The organism is Flavobacterium suncheonense GH29-5 = DSM 17707 (assembly GCF_000430025.1).
In the GTDB taxonomy this organism is placed as follows: Bacteria; Bacteroidota; Bacteroidia; order Flavobacteriales; family Flavobacteriaceae; genus Flavobacterium; species Flavobacterium suncheonense.
Window position 1 is genome coordinate 198302 of the sequence record NZ_AUCZ01000007.1, and the last position, 24134, is coordinate 222435.

At 43.6% G+C, this 24134-nt stretch carries 18 protein-coding genes and 1 tRNA gene; 10 read left to right on the top strand and 9 right to left on the bottom strand.

Annotated elements, in window-relative coordinates; translation table 11 throughout:
* Window positions 1-12: 12 nt before the first annotated feature.
* On the top strand, window positions 13-603 hold the full coding sequence (locus G498_RS0104890) for a riboflavin synthase (RefSeq protein ID WP_026980132.1): 591 nt from the start codon (window positions 13-15) through the stop codon (window positions 601-603).
* 76 nt (window positions 604-679) lie between these two features.
* Window positions 680-856: a hypothetical protein gene (locus G498_RS15705; RefSeq protein ID WP_154656441.1), complete on the top strand. Its 177-nt coding sequence runs from the start codon at window positions 680-682 to the stop codon at window positions 854-856.
* 239 nt (window positions 857-1095) lie between these two features.
* Here G498_RS15705 and G498_RS0104900 read toward each other — a convergent pair.
* Both G498_RS0104900 and mce read right to left on the bottom strand, forming a co-directional pair.
* Window positions 1096-1169 (bottom strand) — tRNA-Ile (locus G498_RS0104900).
* A 94-nt stretch (window positions 1170-1263) separates the two neighbouring features.
* Window positions 1264-1668, bottom strand: a complete 405-nt coding sequence (gene mce / locus G498_RS0104905) for a methylmalonyl-CoA epimerase (RefSeq protein ID WP_026980133.1) — start codon at window positions 1666-1668, stop codon at window positions 1264-1266.
* 197 nt (window positions 1669-1865) lie between these two features.
* Here mce and rbfA point away from each other — a divergent pair, with 197 nt between their 5' ends.
* The 3 genes from rbfA (at window position 1866) to G498_RS0104920 (ending at window position 5048) form a co-directional block, all read left to right on the top strand.
* Window positions 1866-2258, top strand: a complete 393-nt coding sequence (rbfA, locus tag G498_RS0104910) for a 30S ribosome-binding factor RbfA (protein ID WP_026980134.1) — start codon at window positions 1866-1868, stop codon at window positions 2256-2258.
* 3 nt (window positions 2259-2261) lie between these two features.
* A complete protein-coding gene (locus G498_RS0104915) occupies window positions 2262-3461 on the top strand; it encodes an ABC transporter permease (RefSeq protein ID WP_026980135.1) in 1200 nt (399 codons plus the stop codon).
* A gap of 159 nt (window positions 3462-3620) precedes the next feature.
* The gene (locus tag G498_RS0104920) at window positions 3621-5048 is read left to right on the top strand and encodes an MATE family efflux transporter (RefSeq protein ID WP_026980136.1); all 1428 of its coding nucleotides are present in this window, start codon (window positions 3621-3623) and stop codon (window positions 5046-5048) included.
* A gap of 184 nt (window positions 5049-5232) precedes the next feature.
* On the opposite strand, the gene G498_RS0104925 is transcribed toward G498_RS0104920, so the two are convergent.
* Both G498_RS0104925 and dusB read right to left on the bottom strand, forming a co-directional pair.
* On the bottom strand, window positions 5233-6786 hold the full coding sequence (locus tag G498_RS0104925; protein WP_026980137.1) for a hypothetical protein: 1554 nt from the start codon (window positions 6784-6786) through the stop codon (window positions 5233-5235).
* A gap of 368 nt (window positions 6787-7154) precedes the next feature.
* Window positions 7155-8147, bottom strand: coding sequence for a tRNA dihydrouridine synthase DusB (dusB, locus tag G498_RS0104930; protein ID WP_026980138.1), 993 nt, complete (start codon window positions 8145-8147; stop codon window positions 7155-7157).
* Between the two features lie 259 nt (window positions 8148-8406).
* On the opposite strand from dusB, the gene lepA reads away from it, so the two are divergent.
* The 3 genes from lepA to thiL all read left to right on the top strand — a co-directional run bounded on the left by lepA (window position 8407) and on the right by thiL (window position 15666).
* Window positions 8407-10203: a translation elongation factor 4 gene (gene lepA / locus G498_RS0104935; RefSeq protein WP_026980139.1), complete on the top strand. Its 1797-nt coding sequence runs from the start codon at window positions 8407-8409 to the stop codon at window positions 10201-10203.
* A 124-nt stretch (window positions 10204-10327) separates the two neighbouring features.
* Window positions 10328-14542, top strand: a complete 4215-nt coding sequence (locus tag G498_RS0104940; RefSeq protein WP_026980140.1) for a T9SS type B sorting domain-containing protein — start codon at window positions 10328-10330, stop codon at window positions 14540-14542.
* A gap of 77 nt (window positions 14543-14619) precedes the next feature.
* A complete protein-coding gene (thiL, locus tag G498_RS0104945) occupies window positions 14620-15666 on the top strand; it encodes a thiamine-phosphate kinase (RefSeq protein WP_026980141.1) in 1047 nt (348 codons plus the stop codon).
* 76 nt (window positions 15667-15742) lie between these two features.
* Here the strand turns inward: thiL and G498_RS0104950 are convergent, their stop codons facing one another.
* Window positions 15743-17284, bottom strand: coding sequence for a glycine--tRNA ligase (locus G498_RS0104950; protein WP_026980142.1), 1542 nt, complete (start codon window positions 17282-17284; stop codon window positions 15743-15745).
* Window positions 17285-17350: 66 nt separating this feature from the next.
* Window positions 17351-18007, bottom strand: a complete 657-nt coding sequence (locus G498_RS0104955; protein ID WP_131387662.1) for a hypothetical protein — start codon at window positions 18005-18007, stop codon at window positions 17351-17353.
* A 58-nt stretch (window positions 18008-18065) separates the two neighbouring features.
* Here G498_RS0104955 and G498_RS0104960 point away from each other — a divergent pair, with 58 nt between their 5' ends.
* The gene (locus G498_RS0104960; protein ID WP_035743986.1) at window positions 18066-18755 is read left to right on the top strand and encodes a ComF family protein; all 690 of its coding nucleotides are present in this window, start codon (window positions 18066-18068) and stop codon (window positions 18753-18755) included.
* 67 nt (window positions 18756-18822) lie between these two features.
* Window positions 18823-20424: an Ig-like domain-containing protein gene (locus G498_RS0104965; RefSeq protein ID WP_026980145.1), complete on the top strand. Its 1602-nt coding sequence runs from the start codon at window positions 18823-18825 to the stop codon at window positions 20422-20424.
* Here G498_RS0104965 and G498_RS0104970 read toward each other — a convergent pair.
* The 3 genes from G498_RS0104970 to G498_RS0104980 all read right to left on the bottom strand — a co-directional run bounded on the left by G498_RS0104970 (window position 20408) and on the right by G498_RS0104980 (window position 24121).
* A complete protein-coding gene (locus G498_RS0104970; protein ID WP_026980146.1) occupies window positions 20408-21175 on the bottom strand; it encodes an amidohydrolase in 768 nt (255 codons plus the stop codon). The genes G498_RS0104965 and G498_RS0104970 overlap by 17 nt on opposite strands.
* A gap of 84 nt (window positions 21176-21259) precedes the next feature.
* A complete protein-coding gene (locus G498_RS0104975) occupies window positions 21260-22021 on the bottom strand; it encodes a succinate dehydrogenase/fumarate reductase iron-sulfur subunit (RefSeq protein ID WP_026980147.1) in 762 nt (253 codons plus the stop codon).
* A gap of 90 nt (window positions 22022-22111) precedes the next feature.
* Window positions 22112-24121, bottom strand: a complete 2010-nt coding sequence (locus G498_RS0104980; RefSeq protein WP_026980148.1) for a fumarate reductase/succinate dehydrogenase flavoprotein subunit — start codon at window positions 24119-24121, stop codon at window positions 22112-22114.
* Window positions 24122-24134: the final 13 nt, after the last annotated feature.

The window sequence follows — 24134 nt, forward strand, 5'->3', positions numbered from 1 at the left end:
ATAAATCTAGTTATGTTTACAGGAATTATCGAAACCCTCGGAACCATCCGGGAGATTCGAAAAGACAACGAAAACCTTCACGTTACGCTTAGCGCATCGATTACTCCGGAACTGAAAATCGACCAGAGCGTTTCTCATAACGGCATCTGCCTGACTGTTGTGGCCATTAGGGATGACCAATATACCGTTACCGCCATCAAAGAGACGATTGAAAAAACCAATTTGGGCGAATGGAAGGTGGGCGATGTCGTAAATTTAGAACGCGCCATGAAATTAGGCGACCGGTTAGACGGCCATATCGTACAGGGTCATGTGGATCAAACCGGGATTTGCAAAAAAATTGAAGACGCCAACGGAAGTATTTATTTCACCTTCGAATACGACAAAACCCAAAACAACATTACCATTGAAAAAGGTTCCATCACAGTTAACGGGGTGAGTTTAACGGTCGTGAATTCCAAAGAAAACGAATTCAGTGTGGCGATTATCCCTTATACCCTGGAGCATACCAATTTTAAAAACTTCAAAGTGGGTACCAAAATAAATCTCGAATTTGATGTAGTGGGAAAATACGTTGCCCGATTGCACGGATTACGAAACTAACTGAAATAAAAAAGCTTCAAATTACTTTGAAGCTTTTTTTGTATTCATATTTCTAAAATAATAAAATCCTAACCCTATGGCTCCTACCAATAGTAGCAGCACCCCGGCATCAACAGGAAGACCTGGTGGCGGTGTTGGCGGCGGCGGTGTTGGTGGTTCTTCTGTTTGGGCAAACACCATAACACTGTTTAACAAAACCGCTGCAAATAATATTTTCTTATACGGGGCACTTTTCATGATTCCAAAATTATAAATATTTATCTTCCGGCAAAACTCTACTCTAAATCTTTATACAGATTTAACTATTATTTTAAAGTAGGCCGAATGAACCTTATTTTTATTAGTCGTTTTTCTAAAATTCGACCACACACGAAAATAGAAAGATTTTTTTATAAAACAATAAAATTCAAAAAAAAATCTTAATTTTTTCTTAATTTGAAATTCTTCTAAATATCAAGAAGTCCAAACCAGCATTATAAGAACTTAAAACCGTGGTCCCACCTGGGCTCGAACCAGGGACCACCTGATTATGAGTCAGGTGCTCTAACCAACTGAGCTATAGGACCGGCGCTCACAGTATTCCACTATGATCTTTTTCAAACAAAGCAAATGCTTTATTCGAGGGTGCAATATTAACACTATTTTTCGTTTACGCAAAAATTAATTTGTGATTTCTTGACAAAGTTCTACTAACACGCCATTAGTGCCCTTCGGATGCAGAAAAGCCACCAGTTTATTGTCGGCTCCTTTTTTCGGGGTTTCGTTTAAAACCGTAAAGCCTTCGTTTTTTAACCGTTCGATTTCAGCAACAATATCCTCCACATCGAAAGCAATGTGATGAATGCCCTCCCCTTTTTTTTCGATGAATTTGGCAATCGGACTGTCCGGATGGGTCGCTTCCAGCAATTCTATTTTATTGGGGCCGTTCATAAAGAATGACGTTTTCACGCCTTCACTTTCCACTTCTTCCTCTTTATAGGCCGGCGCTCCGAATAATTTTTCAAATAACAGGTTGGAGGTTTTCAGATCTTTTACTGCAATACCGATATGTTCTATTTTTCTCATATTTTTTTATTGAACCACAAAGTTCGCAAAGTTTTCACAAAGTCGACAAAAATTAAAACGGATTTTTACTCAGCCCTGATGGGAGCGGCATCCTCGCAGCGCAGCGGAGAGATACAGCGGACAGCAGGAACACGGTTTCCAAAACAGCCCAAACGATTCGCTCCTGAAAATTCAGTTAAAAATCGTATTTTTGCACCATGGAGACAAACAGACAAAAAAAAATAGGAACGCTTTTACAGCAGGATTTGGTGGATATTTTACAGGGGGAAGTGCGTAAAAACGGGATTGCCAACCTGATTATTTCCGTTTCGAAAGTGAATGTAACGAGTGATTTATCCATCGCCAAAGTATATTTGAGCATCTTTCCGGCAGACAAAGGCCCGGAACTTTTGGAAGCCATCCGCACCAACACGCCGCTTATCAAACACGATTTGGCCCAGCGCGTGAAACAGCAGTTGCGCCGTGTTCCGAATCTGATTTTCTATATTGACGATTCGCTGGATTACATCGAACAGATTGACAACGCTTTAAAAGGCGAAGAAAATCCGATTGAAAACCGCGATTTATTAGCGAAAAGAAAGAAATCCTAACCCTTGAATTTCCCGTTCTACATAGCGCGACGCTACACCGTTAGTTTCAGTAAGAGTACTGCCATTAACATCATTACGGGCATTGCCACTATTGGCATTGTCGTGAGTGCGATGGCGCTTTTTGTAGTCCTTTCCGTGTTTAGCGGTTTGCGGACCTTCAGCCTTTCCTTTGCCAACGATACCGATCCGGATTTAAAAGTTTTCCCGACGGAAGGCAAATCGTTTTTGATTTCCAAGGAACAAGAACAGCAGCTTGCCACTTCAAAAAACATTGCCCTGTACAGCAAGACGATTGAAGAACGGGTGCTTTTTTCCTTCAGCGAAAAACAAGAGGTAGCTTTTTTAAAAGGCGTAGATTCTAATTTCCGGAAAGTAAACCCTTTTGAGAAGAAAATTTATGCCGGGGAATGGCTCAAACCGGGCACCTCACAAGTGGTGGTAGGCTATGGCATCGCCCACAGTCTCTCGATGGGGCTGTTTGATTTCAACAATGCTTTGGAAGTTTTTGTGCCGAAACCCGGAAAAGGCCCGATTGAAAACCCGGAGGAAGCGTTTAACGAATCCTATCTCACGCCGATGGGAATTTATGCGATAAACGACGAATTAGACAAAAAATACGTGTTTGCCGATCTGTCCTTAGTGCAGGAATTGCTGCACTACCAGCCCAATCAGGTTTCGGGGCTTGAGGTAAAACTGAAACCCGGAGCGTCTGAAAATGAGGTGGTGACGGAAATCAAAACCCTTTTTAAAAACAACGTCACGGTAAAAACCAGAGCGCAACTGAACGACAGCCTGCACAAAATGCTGAATACCGAAAACATTGCCATTTATCTGATTTTCACCTTGGTCATCATCATCGCTTTGTTCAATCTGGTGGGCGCTTTAATTATGATGATTCTGGACAAAAAAGCCAACCTGAAAACCCTTTTTAATTTAGGAGCCGAAATACGTCATCTGCGAACCATTTTTTTGATGCAGGGCAGTTTGCTGACTTTTTTTGGCGGACTGATCGGATTGGTTTTGGGGATTGCCTTTGTGATTGCACAACAGCAATTTGCCCTCATCATGATTACGCCCAGCATGGCCTATCCAATAGAGTTTAAAATGCTTAATGTCGTAATTGTCATGGGAACCATTGTTTTACTTGGCTTTCTGGCTTCGTGGATGGCGTCCAGCCGTGTGAGCAAAAATTTACTCGACTGATTTTCGGTTTCCTGTTTTTTATATCTTTGCTTATCAAATAACGGAACGCCCATGATTGTTTTTGTCGCGTCCTAAAAATATCGGGACGGTATTATAGGACAGTTCACTTTTTAACCGGACCTCCTTTTCCGGCAGTATTCATTTATTATCCTATTTATCATGACAGAAGCAACTTCTTCAAAACATAAATTCTCAAAAATTTTTTCAACCCTTAAAACCGCGGTTAAAGGCGATGAATCCTTTGATTATACCAACGGAAGCATCAAAAAAGCCGTTATTCTCTTAGCCATCCCGATGGTTTTGGAGATGATGATGGAATCCGTGTTTGCCTTAGTCGATTTGTACTTTGTCGGCCATCTGGAACACAGCAGTTTCGCCATTCAGACCGTGGGGCTGACCGAATCCGTTTTGACGATTATTTACTCGCTCGCCATCGGCATCAGTATGGCGGCCACTGCCGTCGTAGCGCGCAGAATTGGTGAAAAAAATCCGGAAGCCGCGGCCAAATCAGGCATGCAGGCGATTCTCATTGCCTTTGCGGTGAACACGGTAATCAGCATCCTTGGTTTTATCTATGCAAAGGAAATTTTATTGCTGATGGGCGCCTCACAAGAAGCCGCCAATTACGGTGTGAACTTCACCCGCATCATGATGGGCGGCAGTTTGTGCATCATGTTGCTGTTCCTCATTAACGGAATTTTTCGGGGTGCCGGAAATGCCGCAATTGCGATGCGCAGTTTGTGGCTGGCCAATTTATGCAACATTATTTTGTGTCCGATTTTCATTAATGGCTTAGGGCCAATTCCGGCTTTTGGTTTGGTGGGAGCAGCCCTTGCCACCACTACCGGACGCAGTATCGGCGTTTTATACCAGCTGTACCATTTGTTTAACGGGAAAGGCATTTTAAAAATCGTTTGGGCGCATTTTCAACCGGATTGGGAACAAATCAAACATATCGTTAAAATTGCCGCGCCAGGTGTTTTGCAATTCGTAATTGCATCCTGCAGCTGGATTTTCCTGGCGCAATTGGTGGCCACCACCGGAGGCGATCAGGGTTCGGCAGGCTATCAGACGGCTTTGCGGATTATGATGTTTTTCATCCTTCCGGCCTGGGGATTGAGCAATGCCGCGGCCACTTTGGTCGGTCAGAATTTGGGCGCCAAACAAGTGGAGCGCGCTGAAAAATCGGTGTATACGACGGCAAAATACAACGTTATTTTTATGGCCGTTATCATGATTTTCTGCCTGATTTTCGGAAATCTCATCATTTCTTTCTTTACCAATGACCTCAACGTACAGCATATAGCTGTGGAAGCATTGCAAACCATGAGTCTCGGCTATATTTTCTACGGCATCGGCATGGTGTTAATCAATACTTTCAATGGCGCGGGCGATACCTGGACACCTACCAAAGTGAATTTTTTCGGGTTCTGGCTGTTTCAGATTCCGCTGGCGTATTTGTTGGCGAAATACCTGAAAATGGGTCCGACCGGCGTTTTTATGGCGGTTCCGGTTGCGGAAACGGCAATTACGCTGGCGAGTATTGTTTTGTACCGTCGAGGGAAATGGAAAAAGGTACAGGTTTAATTGAATTTTTGCTGCGAATTACACGAATTTCCACTAATTAATCTGCATGAATTAGCGTGATTCGTGACCAACTTGTTCTGTCACTTATCCAATCTGGCAATCCAAATAACGAAGATTTCCTTCCTCAAAAAAAATGAAAAATACAAGCATAAAAAAGCCAGAAAATAATTCTGGCTTTTGCTTTTTATAATGTTACTTTCAACAACTGCTTTTTCTTTCCTTTTCGGCCGATGAAATACACCGAATTTTTAGAAATGGCTCCGTCGGAAACCATAAACGGCACTTCGTTGTCTTTGTCATCCAGTATTTCCTGAAAATCGAAATTACCGTCTGGCGTAATTCTGATTACATTAAGATTTGATCGTTTGGTACTGGTCTGACCAAACTGAATTCTGTCATTGCTCAGTTTTTTTACTTTTTCACCGGTATTGATAAAAAAGTAGGTGTCATTTCCTTTAACCGTAGAAGTATAAGAAATATACGAACTATCGCCTCCGGTAGCCTGACGTTTATTAATATTTCGGGCCCAAAGAATATTTCCGTCGTTAGCGATTTTGGCACTTACGATGTCGTCATAATGATAAACATAGGTATAGGTGCCGCCGCCACCGTTAGGGTTCATATGATAATGTGTGGTCACATAATATTCTTCGGCGTTGAAAACGATTTCATTCTGTTCGGTAATCAAAATACCTCTGAAGGATAAATTTTTCAATTCCTTGTCTTTATTCTTTCCGTATTTGTCGACCATGAACTGTTCGGTAAAAGGATTGTATTTTGATTTGCGGATAGCCAGAGAGATTGGATCCAATTCAAAATAACTGATACCTTTGTATCGGTAATCTTTTCGGTCGGAATAAAACCCGACACAGGTTAGCTTGTCTTGAAAAACAACTGTTTTCAAAGAACCCGAAAAATGTTCATCGGTATCAAAAACCTGTGTAGCCTGACCTTCATTACTGATTCTTGTTAGTTCATACTGATATTTTCCGCCTTCTTTTTTATTCTTTTTCTCATCAGCATATACCTTTCCTAAAAGGTAAAGATTGTTTCCGTCTTTGGAAACATCAATGTTTTCGTATACAAATTTCCGGTCCTTGATCTCACGCTTAAATTCGTGGTCAATTTTCTTATTCAACTTATTGTCAAACAGGTATATTCTGTGCGTTTCGGCATTCTTATTCTTAATGTCTACCGTGATGGCGAAAGCAGTTTTATCTTCGTTAAGCATGAAATTTGCACCACTGTCACCATCAAACTGACTGCTTCCGAACCACTGCGATTTCATGACATCGTCACTGGCAATTCTGAAAAGTTCTTTTTTCTCAAAATTGAAATTGTCTATACTGGATGTTAATGCCGAACAAACAAATGCTTTCTCTTTAGAGTTGTATAAAAAATCTATTAAACTTACCTGATTGCCGTTCATAACAATTCCTAAAATTGTCCCCCATTTTTCCACCTCCGAACGTCTCATTTCGTACTCGTACTCCTTGATCAATTTCAGGTTGGCATCGTAGTGCTCAAAATAATAACCGGCACCGGAAGAAAACAGTCCGCCTGCATAACTCCGCGCAATAAAAACACCGTCGTTTCCGTCATCTTCTACCAAAGCAATAGAAGAACGTTTGTATTCATCTTTAAAAACATCACTCTTTTTAATACTGTGAGGAATCTCCTGTGCAAAAATACAGGTAACAGAAAGGCTGACACATAACAGCGTAATTAGTTTTTTCATGGATTTTAATTTGGGAGTCAATAGTTGTTGTTTTTGAGAAATTTACGGCTACTTAACCTGTAAATTTTTTCGCAAACATACTGTTTTTTTTACCATTTCGAACCCTTAAATAAATTTTTACGCTTTGCAACAAAAAAAAAATGAAAATTTTGTTACGATAACGCTGATGTATTACAAAGCCGCGAATGCACGAATAAATTAGTACGCATTAGTATCATTCGTGGTTGAATCTTTAAAAGGAAATCAATTTTATAACTAAAAAATAATTTGAGACTCCTGATAGTGTTGTCTTACTACAAAACCAAAATCCGCAAATTGGCTAACAGGACATAGAAATTCGTGCATTCGCGGCCAACTTATTCCGTCACTTAAATTATCTGATAATCCGAATATACCTCGCGGATCTCATCAAAAATCTTGGCCAAGTTTTCCGCTTCGTTGGTGGTTACCAGTTTCTGTTTGTATTCCTTAAAACCGTGAATCCCTTTGAAATAGTTGGTATAATGACGGCGCATTTCCACGATTCCCACGTGTTCTCCTTTCCATTCCATCGACCAATTCAGGTGGTTTTGGGCAGCCTGGATACGGGCTTCCATATCGGGTGGCGACAGTAATTCGCCGGTTTTGAAGTAGTGTTTGATTTCGTCGAAAATCCACGGATACCCGATAGCGGCACGACCGATCATCATCCCGTCCAGACCGTATTTATTTTTGTATTCCAACGCTTTTTCCGGGGAATCGATGTCACCGTTACCGAAAATCGGCATGGTGATTCTTGGGTTTTCTTTGACTCTTTGGATGTGCGACCAGTCGGAATGGCCTTTGTACATCTGGGCACGGGTGCGTGCATGAATGGTTAAAGCCTGTACACCCACATCCTGCAAACGCTCGGCTACCTCATCAATGTTGATGGAACTCTCGTCCCAGCCCAAACGGGTTTTAACCGTGACCGGAAGGTTCGTCCCTTTAATGACCGCTTTGGTTAACCGCACCATTAAATCGACATCTTTCAATACACCGGCACCGGCACCTTTGCATACAACCTTTTTTACCGGGCAACCGAAGTTGATGTCCACTAAATCGGGTTGTACCGTGTCGACGATTTTGGCAGACATTTCCATTGCTTCCTCGTCGCCTCCGAAAATCTGGATGCCTACCGGTCGCTCGTAATCGAAAATATCGAGTTTTTTGCGGCTTTTGATAGCATCGCGAATTAAGCCTTCACTGGAAATGAATTCCGAGTACATCAGATCGGCGCCGTGCTGCTTGCACAAACGACGAAACGGCGGATCGCTCACGTCTTCCATGGGCGCGAGTAACAAAGGGAAATCCGGGAGTTCTATGTTGCCAATCTTAACCATCCTGCTGCATTTTGCGGCAAAATTACAATTTTTTAAGCCAAAAGGGATAAGGGATAAGAAAAAAGAACACTTTGTTTGTGTTTATGAGGCTTTGAAACTGATGATTTTAGATTATATTTGCGGATTAATTCACTACCTTTAAAGAGGTGGTTTGCGTTAGGGATTGCAGCGGCATCCTTTTGCGGAGCGCAAGCGGAGCAAAAGATACAGCGGAAAGCCCGACCCTTGCGGGAACGCCCAAAAAAGACACAGAACGACGATGAAGAAAATAAGAAACTTTTGCATTATTGCACACATTGACCACGGGAAAAGTACACTGGCCGACCGTTTGCTGGACGAAACCAAAACCGTGACCGCCCGCGAGGCTCAGGCGCAGCTTTTGGACAATATGGATCTGGAACGCGAGCGCGGGATTACCATTAAGAGCCACGCCATCCAGATGGAATACACCTACAAAGGAGAACAATACATCCTGAATCTGATTGACACGCCCGGACACGTTGATTTCTCCTATGAGGTTTCCCGTTCGATTGCGGCTTGTGAAGGCGCACTGTTGATTGTGGATGCGGCGCAGAGCATTCAGGCGCAGACGATTTCCAACCTGTACTTGGCTCTGGAAAACAATCTGGAAATCATCCCGGTACTGAACAAGGTGGATTTGCCAAGCGCCAATCCGGAAGAGGTAAGCGACGATATCGTGGATTTATTGGGCTGCAAACTGGAAGACATTATTCACGCTTCGGGAAAAACCGGTTTTGGCGTGGATAAGATTCTGGAAGCGATTGTGGAACGCATTCCGGCTCCGAAAGGCGACAAAGACGAACCGCTTCAGGCGTTGATTTTCGACTCGGTATACAATCCGTTCCGGGGTATTGAGGTTATTTTCCGCGTGCTGAACGGCGAAATCCGCAAAGGCCAGAAAATTAAGTTCATGGCGACCGGAAAAGAGTATTTTGCCGATGAAGTGGGTACCTTAAAACTGAATCAGGTGCCAAAAGATGTTATTTCTACCGGCGACGTAGGTTATCTGATTTCGGGTATCAAAGAAGCGAAAGAAGTAAAAGTGGGCGATACCATTACTGATGCGAAAACCCCAACCCAAAATATGATTAAAGGTTTCGAGGACGTAAAACCGATGGTTTTTGCCGGAATTTACCCGGTGGATACGGAAGATTACGAGGAATTGCGCGCTTCGATGGAAAAATTGCAGCTGAACGATGCCTCGTTGGTATTTGCTCCGGAGAGTTCTGCGGCTTTAGGTTTCGGTTTCCGATGCGGATTCCTGGGCATGCTGCACATGGAAATCATTCAGGAACGTTTGGAGCGCGAGTTCAACATGACCGTAATTACTACGGTACCGAACGTGTCGTACCTGGCGTACACCAAAAAAGACCCGGAAACGGCGTTTGTGGTAAACAACCCGTCCGATTTGCCGGAGCCTTCCAAATTAGACCGCGTGGAAGAACCGTACATCAAGGCGACCATCATTACCAAATCCGATTTTGTGGGACAGGTGATGAGTTTGTGTATCGAGAAACGCGGACAGATTACCAACCAGACCTATTTAACGCCGGAGCGTGTGGAGCTGAATTTCGACATGCCGTTGGCCGAAATCGTATTCGACTTCTACGACCGTCTGAAAACCGTTTCCAAAGGGTATGCCTCGTTTGACTACCACCCGATTGGAATGCGGACCTCGAAACTGGTGCGTTTGGATGTCCTGTTAAACGGTCAGAACGTGGATGCCTTATCGGCCTTGATTCACGAGGATAATGCGTATCATATCGGTAAAAAAATGTGTGAAAAACTGCGCGAGTTAATCCCGAGACAACAGTTCGAAATCCCGATTCAGGCTGCGATCGGAGCGAAAATCATCGCCCGTGAAACCATTAAGGCCCTGCGCAAAGACGTTACCGCAAAATGTTACGGTGGGGATATTTCCCGTAAGCGTAAATTGCTGGAAAAACAGAAACAGGGAAAGAAACGCATGCGTCAGGTAGGAAACGTGGAAATTCCGCAATCGGCGTTTATGGCGGTGCTGAAACTGAACGATTAATTTATAACAAAATAGCCTGATTACACCCAATAACGAGAGTTGTTGGGTTTTTTGTTGGATTCCATTTAACCGACGGTAGTTCTGTTTATATTTTGTAACTTTATTCTTCTGTTATACAATTTTAATGAATAAAATAGTAGTCTTCATATTATTTTTTGTAAGTCTTGCAAGCCAGTCTCAGACCATTGCTGTTACCGACAACAGCCATACCGCGGCTGATCTGGTTAACCTGCTTTTGGGAAATTCGTGTGTGGAGGTTTCAAATATTTCGATTTCATCGGCACAATCGGTGGCCTATTTCAATCAAAACGGCTCGACTTTTCCTATTGCGGAAGGTGTTATCCTGCGAAGCGGCATTGCCACCGATACTCAAGGTTCCTACACTGGTAACAACTTAAGCGGAACGGCAGGTGGTGGCGGTACCGATGCCTTTCTTCAAAACTTAAGCAACACCAGCAGCGGTACCTCAACCCCGATACTCGACCTGGCTTTTTTAGAATTTGACTTTGTTCCGGTTTCGAGCGCGTTCAGCTTCGACTTCTTGTTTGCTTCCAACGAATACGGCCAGTACCAATGTTTATCCAATGATATTTTCGCCTTCGAATTGACCGATTTAACAACGGGTATTACGACTAATCTGGCGGTGATTCCCGGGACTTCCAATCCTGTTTCAGTCAAAAACATTAAAAACTCGGCTTATAACAACACTTGCGGTTCGACTAACCCGACTCTTTTTGCCGTATACAATGTAAACAATCCGGCAACTTCCACCTTAAACATGAGAGGACATACCGTGGTTTTAAATGCTTCTTCAGCCGTAACACCCAACAATCCGTACCGCTTAAAATTGGTGATTGCCGATTACGGGGATGCGGACATCGATTCTGCGGTTTTTATTGCGGCAGGCAGTTTTCAGAATAATTTCAGTTTGGGAAACGATCAGATTATCTGTTCGGGCGATGAATATATCCTGAACACTAATTTAGACAACACCTACACGTATGAATGGCTCATGAACGGAGGACCAACCGGAATCACTACACCAACGTATACCGTAACACAACCCGGAACCTATACGGTAAACATCACCAAAGGCAGTTGCGTCCTTGCGGATACCGTAGTTTTCAGTGATTTATGGGTATCCTCACCAATCAGCCTGCGAACCTGTAATACCGGGAGTGCCACATATTCCTATAACCTAACGGTGAACAATGAAACGTTTATGGGAATTGACAATGCGCTTTACGACGTTTTCTACTATGCTTCTATGGCCGATGTAGTTTCCAACACGCCGATTCCTGCCAGTAATTTAACGAATTATCTCAGTCCCGGTAGCGAAACGATTTACATTAAAATTTTCAACACACAAACCAATCAGTTTTGTGATGCGGTCTACCCGTTTGATTTGATTGTAACCGATCCTGTAAATTCAGCACCCGATTTCATCACAAGCATTTGCGACAGTAACTTTGGCCAGAATTTTGATCTTACGGCGCTAAACAATGGTATTTTATTGGGACAGCCGGCCGCCAATTACAACATTACCTATTACAGTTTACTGTCGGACGCTCAACAGGGCAGCAACAGTATCAGCAATATTCTGAGCATTCCGGCCAGCACGAACAGCGTCAGTGTCTGGGCCTTAGTTCAGGATGTAACCAATCCCGACTGTTTTGACATTACCGGAGTTACCTTCAACATTAACCCGTTGCCGCCCGTCAGTTCCTTGCCGAATGTCGTGGCATGCAGCAGTTATGTCTTGCCGGTTATTGCCAACGGAACGTATTACGACGGCCAAGGCGGCACCGGAACACAATACAATGCGGGGGATACAATAGACGAATCCGGAATTTATTATATTTTTTCAGGTCCTGATGCCAACGGTTGCACGAACCAGACATCGTTTCAAGCTTATTTTGTGGAAGAGTACGAACCGCAATACGACCATTGCGGCACCTTTACCGTTCCTTTTCCTCCTTATGACATTGGTGCTTTTTACACGGCTTTGGGTGGCCCTTCGGGAGGAGGCGCTTTACTTGTACCGGGCACTGTTTTCACAAACAACACCCAATCCACTATTACCCAAGATATTTTTTATTATGCGGAAATGGACGGTGTTCCCTGTATTGATGCAATATTCACCATAAACATTCATCCGGTACCTTTAGTGGACGATCCTGCGGATGTAACCGTTTGCGATTCTTACACCTTGCCCCCTTTAACCTACGGAACCTATTACTACATTAATGAAGACAGCGGTATGCCGGAACAGGTGTTCGTAGATCCGGGGTTTGTCATAACAAAAACCATAGAGATGCATGCATACAATGAGATTATCTCTACCGACCACTACGGTGATCCCTGGTACTGCACCGCAGAGAATACCTTTATGGTTAATATTATTGAAACCGGATTATTTACTCCGCAGGAGGCATGCGGAAGTTTTACGCTGCCTCCTTTAACCGTAGGCGGCTACTTTGATGCCCCGAATGGCGGCGGTAACCCGGTTGATCCTGCTATCCCAATTACGACATCGCAAACCATTTACTACCACGCTCCTACAACTTCGTTCCCGAATTGTACCGAAGTCATGAATTTGCATTATGAGATTACCATCTTTCCTTTGCCGGATGTAAGTACTGTTCCAAACGGAACGCATTGCGGGGAATTCATCTTACCGGCCATAGCCAATGGGACTTATTATACTTTGCAAGGCGGTCCGTTAACACCTGGACAAGTTGCTCTGCCTGCCGGCTCCATAATCGATTTATCAGGGATTAACTTAGCTCCCGGAACGTATTGGATTTACAACGGCCCGGATTCAAATGATTGTGCTAACGAAAGTTCTTTTACGATTGACATCACACCTTATCCCGTAACAGACGATCCGATCAACCGAATTGAATGCCATCCTTACAACATCCCCACTCCGGCTAACGGAACGGTTTACACCGCACCCAACGGCCCTAACGGAACTGGTACGGTAGTAAGTGCTGCCACTATTTTCAACACCGACAATACTTTTTACATGTACAATATAGATCCGGCAACCGGGTGCGTATTTGACAAACCGTTTAAGGTGTATTACAACGGCATTAATTTACCCGATTTTCCGGATGTAGCCGCATGTGACAGTTACGTTTTACCGGTTTTAACGCATGTTCCGCCGGAAACCAGCAATACTTACAGCATCGGTTATTATTATGATCCGAATGGTGTAAATCCTGTTCCAAACGGCACCCTCTTCACTTCGGCCAACACACCGGATACGATTTATGTATATGCAGTGAATGCAGGGCGTTTCGGTATAACCTGTATCGAAGAAAAATCCTTTGCGATTACGGTTTCCGATACTCCGGTTTTACCGGCTATGACTTTCCCTATCGAAAAATGCGGAAGCTATACCTTGCCGCCATTACCTACTGTTACTTACAATATTGGCTATTATACCGAACCGGGTGGTATAGGATTGATTTCACCGACCAATTACACCTACAGCACGGCGGGAACTTACACGGTTTATGTTTATGCGACTGCCGCCAACAATCCTAATTGTTACGATGAGCTTTCCTTTACGTTCACGGTTTACCCGCTACTCGACATCGCTTTAACCGGTGGTATCATCTGTGTCGACCCGATTACCAATGCGGCTCAGACTACATATACCATCAACACCGGTTTGGATCCTGCACTGTTTAGTGCCGAATGGTATTTAAACGGAACCTTAATGGGCACCGGCGTGAGTTATACGGCAAGTGAAGCCGGGACGTATACCGTAGATTTCATCAAACTTACGCCCGAATCGGGAGCCGATTGTAATTACAACTCCACAACGGTTACCGTTGAGCGATCCAGCGTAGCCGTTGCCCATGCTACTTTGTCCGGCGCTTTTGAAGACGTGATTGATATTACCGTAAACATTGAAGCCGGTTATGGTGAATACCTGTACCAACTGGAAGACGGCCCTTTGCAAAGCAGCAATATCTTCACAAATGTGCCTGCCGGCGAATACACCATCTCTATTTATGACACCAAAGCCAACTGCGGAAAAACGGAGCTTACCGTAAACGTTTTAAGTTATCCGAATTTCTTTACTCCTAACGGCGATGGCAGTAACGATTACTGGAACATTTCCAGCTTGCGGAATCAGCCGGAGGCTTATATCAATATCTTCGACCGTTACGGCAAACTGCTGAAACAAATCAGTCCTGCCGGAAAAGGATGGGACGGAAGATACAATGGCGAAATGTTGCCCTCTACCGATTACTGGTTTCAGGTTTTTTACAAGTTAAACGGAGAACCGAAAGAGTTTAAGGCACATTTCAGCATGAAACGATAACAGCAAACCCGATAGCGATTGTAATCGGGTTTTCTTTTGAAACTTTGTACCTTTGCCCATTAATTTAGCATCGCATCATGATAGAAGATAAAAACCAACAACGCACCAGCATTGCGCAATTAGGCGAGTTCGGCCTGATTGACCATTTGACGAAACAATTCGAAATCGCACAACCGTCTACCCTAAAAGGAATTGGCGATGATGCCGCAGTTTTGGATTTTAAGAACAAAAAGGTTGTCGTTTCCACCGATTTACTGATTGAAGGCATTCATTTCGATTTGGCGTACATGCCGCTGAAGCATTTGGGTTATAAAGCCGTATCGGTAAACGTGTCCGACATTTGTGCAATGAATGCGAAACCCACACAGATTACGGTTTCCATTGCCGTTTCCAACCGTTTTCCTCTGGAAGCACTGGAAGAATTGTATGCCGGAATTGCCTTAGCCGCAAAAGTGTACAATGTCGATGTAATCGGCGGTGATACCACTTCGTCTCAGAAGGGTCTGCTCATTTCCGTTACGGCTCTGGGTGAATCGGATGAAAACGAAATTGTATACCGCAAAGGAGCCGGAGAAAAAGACTTATTGGTGGTTTCCGGCGATATCGGAGCGGCTTACATGGGATTGCAGGTTTTGGAGCGCGAAAAGCAAGTTTTTTTGGTCAATCCGAACAACCAGCCGGACTTGGATAATTATACGTATCTTATTGAACGCCAGCTAAAGCCGGAAGCGCGTGTGGATGTCCGCGAAATTCTGGAGAAACTGGAAATCAAACCCACTTCGATGATTGACATTTCGGACGGTTTGTCTTCGGAAATCATGCATTTGTGCAAACAATCGAAGGTGGGCTGTAATCTCTACGAAGACAAATTGCCTTTAGACCCACAACTGATTAATGTGTGTGAAGAATTCAACATCGACAGCACCACGGTAGCCATCAACGGCGGAGAAGATTACGAATTGCTGTTTACCATCAAAATGGACGATTACGATAAGATAAAAGGCAATCCTAATTTTACGGTGATCGGTCATATGACACAGGAAAGTGAAGGCATGCACCTGGTAACAAGAGCCAACACCAAAATCGAACTGAAAGCGAGAGGCTGGAATGCGTTAACGGAGTAAAATTTTAAAGTCCAAATCATAAAAAAATCCCAAACTCAATATTGAATTTGGGATTTTTTGTTGCTTTTATAAAAAATTACATCTTCATCAACCAGTTTCGCATGGAAACCTCATTATTGATAATACCACGTAATTCTTCGATTTTAACGCGATCTTGCTGCATTGAATCTCTGTGACGAATCGTTACTGTTTGGTCTTCCAAAGTTTGGTGGTCTACTGTAATACAGAAAGGTGTTCCTAAGGCATCCTGTCTTCTGTAACGGCGACCCACGGCATCTTTTTCGTCGTAGGCTACGTTGAAATCCCATTTCAGATCTTCAATGATTTGTCTTGCTACTTCCGGCAAACCGTCTTTTTTCACCAATGGCAAAACGGCTGCTTTGGTTGGTGCTAACACACTTGGCAGACGCAATACCGTTCTGGTACTGCCATCTTCCAAAGTTTCTTCCTGTAAGGCTTTGGAGAAAACCGCCAAAAACATACGGTCTAACCCTACGGAGGTTTCCACTACGTACGGTACATAATTTTTATTTTCTTCGGTATCGAAATACTGTAATTTTTTACCGGAGAATTCTTCGTGGGCTTTCAAATCGAAATCGGTACGGGAATGGATGCCTTCCAATTCTTTGAACCCGAACGGGAAGTTGAATTCGATATCAGCCGCCGCATTGGCATAGTGCGCTAATTTTTCATGGTCGTGGAAACGGTAATTCTCTTTTCCTAACCCTAAGGACAAATGCCATTTCAAACGGGTTTCTTTCCAATATTCATAATATTTCATTTCTTCGCCCGGCTTCACGAAAAACTGCATTTCCATCTGTTCAAACTCGCGCATGCGGAAGATAAACTGACGCGCCACAATCTCGTTGCGGAACGCTTTCCCCGTTTGCGCAATCCCGAAAGGAATTTTCATACGCCCGGTTTTCTGAACATTCAGGAAGTTTACGAAAATCCCCTGAGCGGTTTCCGGACGTAAATACAGATCCATCGCAGAATCAGCAGATGCCCCTAATTTTGTTCCGAACATCAAATTGAACTGGCGTACTTCCGTCCAGTTTTTGGAACCGGTTTCCGGATCGGCGATTTCCAGTTCTTCGATCAGCGCTTTTACATCGGCTAAATCACCCGACTCCAAACCACGCGCCATGCGTTGCAGAATCTCGTTCTTTTTGGAAAGGTATTCCACCACTCTCGGGTTGGTCGACACGAATTGTGCCTCGTCAAAAGCTTCACCAAAACGGGTTCTGGCTTTCTCGATTTCTTTTTGGGCTTTCTGGTTTAATTTTTCGGCATAATCCTCAATTAAAACATCGGCACGGTATCTTTTTTTAGAATCTTTGTTGTCAATCAGCGGATCGTTAAACGCATCTACGTGACCGGAGGCTTTCCAGGTGGTCGGGTGCATGAAAATTGCAGCGTCAATTCCCACAATGTTTTCGTGCATCTGTACCATGGATTTCCACCAATAGTCACGGATGTTTTTCTTTAACTCCACTCCGTTTTGAGCATAATCGTATACTGCGCTCAAACCATCATAAATTTCGCTGGACTGGAATATGAATCCATATTCTTTTGCATGCGAAACCACATTCTTAAATAAGTCTTCTTGTTTTGCCATAGTGACGCAAAAGTATAAAAATAGCGCGGGAAAAAATAGTGGAAAAACTATCTTTTTGGAAGTTTTTTAATTGACCCTGAAATTGGTAGCGGCAATGACTTCGTCGTTGCAAAGCACCTTAATACTGTAGTTTCCGGCAATAATTTCGTGCTGATACAAATCGACAAACAAACAGGCATCGGTGGCAAAACAGTTGTAATACACCTCCTTAACGAGACGATTCTGATCGCTATCCAGATTCAGAAGTCGGTTTTTGGGATTGCGGATTTGTACCTGAATCCTTTTATTCCCTGGTGTTATGAGTTTGTTTTGCTCTAGGGTAAAACATATTCGCAACTGATCGATTTTATTTGAATTATTGGTTTCCACAACATCTCTCCCTACTTTACGAACCCCTCTTACATTAAGATTGACAGCCTGAAGTTTACTTTCTTTTTCAGGATTACGTTTGGGAGCCGCTTCCATCTGTAATTTTTTTTTAGTAAAATTCTTACCTGAATCGATGCTTTTTTGTGTCTTTTCCGTAATTTTATCCAACGAATCGTACCGTCTTAAAATTTCAGAAATCTGATTTTGATGCAGTGTATTTTCAAGATAGAGTTTCTCTTTAAGGCTCTCATTTTGTTTCGAAGTAATGTACAATTTAAAGGAAACAACCAGCATCCCGATTAACAAAAATCCAACGCTGGTAGAAGTAATGCTTATGTAGTGTCTAAGAGGCATTTGAAAAATTATAATGTTTGAAGCTACTTTTTATAACCCATACAATCAAAAAAAATCGATGAACGCTTTAAAAAATCTGTTAAATCTCCTCTTCCCCACAGCCTGCAAAGGATGTGCTTCACAACTTTTTTCATACGAAACCACTATTTGTCTGCGCTGCCAACACGAACTTCCGCTCACCAATCATCTGGCGAACCCTGAAAACGAAACGTTTAAAAAGTTTTACGGAAAGCTAGCCGTTGAGCATGCTTCTTCCGTGGTGTACTTCCACAAAAAAGGCATCGTGCAACAACTGATTCACCATTTAAAATACAAGGGAGCACAAGATGTCGGTCATTTTTTCGGCACCCTGTACGCTTCCTCTGCAAAAGAAGATCTGATTTTAAAAACTGTAGACCAAATCATTCCGGTTCCCTTGCATCCAAAGAAATTGCAGGAACGCGGATACAATCAGGTAACCACTTTCGGAGCCTCATTAGCGCAGGGCTTGAATGTTCCGATGAATGAAACCCTTTTGGAACGGAAACGCTATTCGAAAACACAAACCCAAAAGAACATTTTCGGCCGTTCCGAACTGAGCACAGCTCTTTTCGACGTTAGGTTTTCGGAAAACGAACACGGCAAACATTTCCTGTTGGTAGACGATGTAATTACCACCGGTGCCACTTTGGAAGCCTGCGGAAAAGCGCTCCTGAAAATTCCCGGGGCCAAAATCAGTGTGGTTACCATTGCGTATGCGCATTCATAATTTTATAGAAAACATTTCATTTCCAGTAAATATAATTGTTATTTTGTGCTGTTAAATGAATTCCAAGATGCTGAAATCAAAGTTTACATTCCTGCTTGTATCACTTGTTTTACTGGTAACCGGTTGTGCCAAAAGAGGTACCATCACAGGAGGCGCCAAGGATACCATTCCTCCGGTACTGATTAACAGCAGTCCGAAAAATTTCAGTACGGATTTTAAAGGCGATTTCATCAAAATCACGTTTGACGAATACATCAAGATTAAAGATCTTAACAAGCAACTGATTATCTCGCCGCCGATGAAAAACGCTCCTTATATTGTTCCGATGGGAAGTGCCAGCAAATTCATTTCGATTAAAATCAACGATACGTTACAGCCGAACACTACCTACAGTTTTAATTTCGGACAGAGTATTACCGACAACAACGAGGGCAATCCTTTTTCACAATTTAAATACGTTTTTTCCACCGGTAGCTACATCGACTCGCTGAAACTTGGCGGTAAAATTAAAGACGCTCTTTCCAAAAAAACAGACAACTTTGTGAACATCCAGCTGTATGAAGCAGCAACCTTTAACGATTCCACGATTTACAAAGAACAGCCGCGTTATGTAACCAACAGCCTGGACAGTCTTACCACTTTTGCGCTTGAAAATCTGAAAGAAGGCCAATACTATCTCATCGCCTTAAAAGACGAGAACAAAGATTATAAATACAATCCGAAAACCGATAAAATTGCCTTTCACAACAAACCGATTGTGATTCCGAACGATACCCTTTTCCGATTGGATCTCTTTAAAGAAAAACTCCCATTTAAAGCCTCGAGACCGTCTCAAGCCAGTGCCAATAGGTTGGTAATGGGTTATGAAGGAACGCACAAGAATGTTGCCTTAAAAATCCGGAATAAGGATGCGGAAATTCCTTTTGTCATAACAAAACTTCCAAAAGCCGATTCCCTACAGCTCTGGATTCCGAAAATCAAAACGGATTCCCTTCAAATTGAGGTTGCCGGGGAACAATTTTCCAAAACTTTTACGACGAAGTTAAAAGAAATGAAAACAACCGACACGCTTTCTTTGAAGGCAAAACAGTCCGGAAGCATTGCTTTTAGGGAAAATTTCACGATTGAAGCCGCCACGCCTTTGGTAAAAATTGACGCCTCAAAAATCAGGATAACCAAAAAAGATTCCGCAGCAGTAGCATTTACGGCCAAGTACAAGGAATTTGAACAGGAGTTGGTTTTCGATTTCAAAAAAGAAGAAAGCGAAAAATACAAGGTATTGTTGTTGCCCGGCGCGCTGAAAGATTTTTACGATAAGGAAAACGATACTCTTTCCTACACTCTCAACACTAAAAAATTATCCGATTTTGGCAACCTGAAGATTACCCTGGAAAATGTCGACCGTTTCCCGATTCTTGTGGAACTGCTGGATGCGAAAGAAAATGTAATGGAATCGCAGTATTCCGAAAAAGAAACCGTTCTTTATTTCGACGTCATTGAACCCCGACAATATACGCTGAGAATCATCTACGACGACGACAAAAACAAAGAGTGGACTTCCGGAAACTTCCTGGAAAAACGACAGCCGGAAGAAGTGATTTACTTTCCGAAAGAAATCGATGTCCGGGCCAACTGGGATGTAGAACAGCCCTTTATTCTGTCAAAGTAAAACCGTCGCGATCGCCTAAAAAACCGAATTTGTTGCGGTTGGCCAACATGAGTTCCTTATCCAGACGAACGGAAAACACCATCTCTTTTTCCGATGGTTCCACCATATAATTGCCGAGATAATCGATAATCTGGGAATGGCCAGGATAATTGTTGTCGTTTTCATCGTCCCCGATTCGGTTAACGCCTATCACATAGGTCATGTTTTCAATCGCTCTGGCTTTGAGCAAGGTATCCCACGCCTGAATTCTCGCTTGCGGCCAATTGGCCACGTAGATCAGCAGGTCATAATCGTCATTAAAACGGGAAAAGACCGGAAAACGCAAGTCGTAACATACAAAAGGACAAATCCGCCAGCCTAAATAATTAATAATTTTCTTTTCGTTGCCTTTGGTGTACACTTTATGCTCACCAGCCAGCGAAAACAGGTGGCGCTTGTCGTAATATTCCACTTCGCCGGTTGGGAAAACGAACAACAACCGGTTGTAATAATTTTCTTTTTCCCGAACAACCATGCTTCCCATGATGGCCATATTCCGGGCTTGGGCAGTTTCTTTCATCCAGGCAATCGTTGGCCCATCCATGGCTTCGGCCACTTCATGCGGATTCATGGTAAACCCGGACGTAAACATTTCCGGAAGCACCACCAGGAGCGTTTCCTCCGGGATGTTTTGAATTTTGGCGGCGAAATAATTGCGGTTCACTTCAGGGTTTTCCCAAAAGAGTGGGGCCTGGATAATGGAAATTTGCATAAAGAAACGTTTTGTTAAAAGTAGTAAAAACAAAAAACGCATCCAACATTGCCGGATGCGTTTTTTATAAATTCGATTAAAAGCTTATTTCAGACTCGCTTTTAAGTATTCACGGTTCATACGGGCGATGTTCTCCAATGAAATGCCTTTAGGACATTCGATTTCACATGCTCCGGTGTTGGTACAGTTTCCGAATCCTTCTTCGTCCATCTGACGCACCATGTTCAGTACACGCTCGGTAGCTTCCACACGTCCTTGCGGCAACAAGGCGTATTGAGAAACTTTCGCTCCCACGAACAACATAGCCGATCCGTTTTTACAAGTCGCCACACAAGCCCCGCATCCGATACAAGCTGCTGCTTCAAACGCTTTGTCTGCATCTGTTTTTGGAACTGGCGTTGCATTAGCATCGATGGTTCTTCCGGAAGTGTTTACCGATACGAAACCTCCTGCCTGTTGGATACGGTCGAAAGCGCTGCGGTCTACCACCAAGTCTTTGATTACCGGGAAGGCTTTACTTCTCCACGGCTCCACATAGATGGTATCCCCGTCGTTGAACATACGCATGTGCAACTGACAGGTGGTGATGCCGGTGTCCGGTCCGTGGGCACGTCCGTTGATGTACAGCGAACACATTCCGCAGATTCCCTCACGACAGTCGTGGTCGAAGGCAACCGGCTCTTTTCTTTCGTTTACTAATTGTTCGTTCAATTGGTCTAACATTTCCAGGAACGAGCTGTCAGTGGAAACGTTATCCAGTTTGTATGTTTCCATACTCCCTTTCTCTTTAGCGTTTTTCTGACGCCAAATTTTAAGGTTTATATTGATAGTCTTTTTAGAAGCCATAATTTTTTATTTTTTGAGGTTTAGTAATCCGGTGTCTGTAATTCGAGTGCAACACCTTATCACTTCTCCCTTTTTACTAATCCCTAATTCTTATTTATAATTTCTAGCTGCGATTTTGATGTATTCGTATTTCAACTCTTCTTTGTGAAGGACTTCCTGACTGATGTCGCTGCCTTTGTATTCCCAGGCACCCACAAATTTGAAGTTTTCATCGTCACGAAGGGTTTCGCCTTCCGCATCCTGATACTCTTCACGGAAGTGACCTCCGCAGGATTCTTTACGCTGTAACGCATCCATCGCCATCAATTGTCCCAATTCCATGAAATCAGCTACGCGTAGTGCTTTTTCCAATTCAGGGTTCAATTCGTCAGCGCTTCCCGGAACGTAAACGTCTTTGTGGAATTCTTCGCGCAACGCGGCAATTTCGGCAACCGCTTCTTTTAAGCCTTGCTCGTTACGGGCCATTCCCACTTTGTTCCACATGATCAATCCTAGTTTTTTGTGGAAATGGTCTACGGATTTCGTTCCGTTGTTGTTTAAGAATTTGTTGATTTGCTCTTTCACGCGGTTTTCCGCTTCGGCAAATTCCGGTAAATCCGTAGAAATTTTACCGGTACGAATCTCGTCGGCCAAATAATCCGAAACAGTGTAAGGCAATACGAAGTATCCGTCTGCCAAACCTTGCATCAACGCAGAAGCCCCTAAACGGTTTGCTCCGTGATCGGAGAAGTTCGCTTCTCCTGCAACGAAACAACCGGGGATATTCGTCTGTAAATTATAATCTACCCAAACACCACCCATGGTATAGTGCACCGCCGGATAAATTTTCATTGGCGTTTCGTATGGGTTTTCGTCGGTAATTTTCTGGTACATGGTAAACAAGTTACCGTATTTTTCTTCCAGCCACTGTTTCCCTAAAATAGTAATTTCTTCCTGCGTTGGGTTGTGGTTTCCTTTAGCATAAGCTGCCTGTTTTCCTTTGGAGATGATTTCCGAGGAGAAGTCTAAGTAAACTCCTTCGTTGGTATCGTTCGCTTCGATTCCGAAACCGGCATCACAACGCTCTTTTGCGGCTCTGGATGCCACGTCACGCGGTACTAAGTTACCAAACGCAGGGTATCTTCTCTCTAGATAGTAATCTCTGTCTTCTTCCGCAATTTGTGTCGGTTTCAATTTACCGGCTCGGATGGCTTCCGCATCTTCTTTTTTCTTAGGAACCCAGATACGTCCGGAGTTACGCAAAGATTCGGACATCAGCGTCAATTTCGACTGGTTGGTGCCGTGTACCGGAATACAGGTCGGGTGAATCTGCACATAACACGGGTTCGCAAAGAAAGCGCCTTGTTTGTGGACTTTCCAAGCAGCTGTTACGTTGGATCCCATAGCGTTTGTGGAAAGGAAATATACGTTTCCGTATCCTCCGGAAGCAATGATCACCGCGTGTGCCGAATGTCTTTCGATTTCTCCTGTGATCAGGTTACGGGCGATGATTCCACGGGCTTTTCCGTCTACTTTCACTAAATCTAACATTTCGTGACGGTTGAACATCTGCACGCGTCCTAACCCGATTTGTCTGGATAAAGCAGAATACGCACCCAACAACAACTGCTGTCCGGTCTGACCTGCCGCATAGAACGTACGCTGTACCTGAGTACCCCCAAACGAACGGTTGTCTAACAATCCGCCGTAATCACGGGCAAAAGGTACCCCTTGCGCCACACACTGGTCGATGATGTTGGCGGAAACTTCCGCTAAACGGTGAACGTTCGCTTCACGCGCACGGTAGTCTCCTCCTTTAATGGTATCGTAGAACAAACGATAAGTACTGTCCCCATCGTTTTGGTAATTTTTCGCTGCATTGATACCTCCCTGTGCGGCAATTGAGTGCGCACGACGCGGAGAATCCTGAAAACAGAACGCTTTTACGTTGTAGCCCATCTCGCCAAGAGAAGCGGCTGCCGAAGCTCCTGCCAATCCTGTTCCCACCACAATAATGTCGATTTTCGGACGGTTATTCGGTGCTACAAGTTTTAAATGGTTTTTGTGGTTGGTCCATTTTTCTGCAATTGGACCTTCTGGTATTTTAGAATCTAACTTCATAACTATCGTGAGG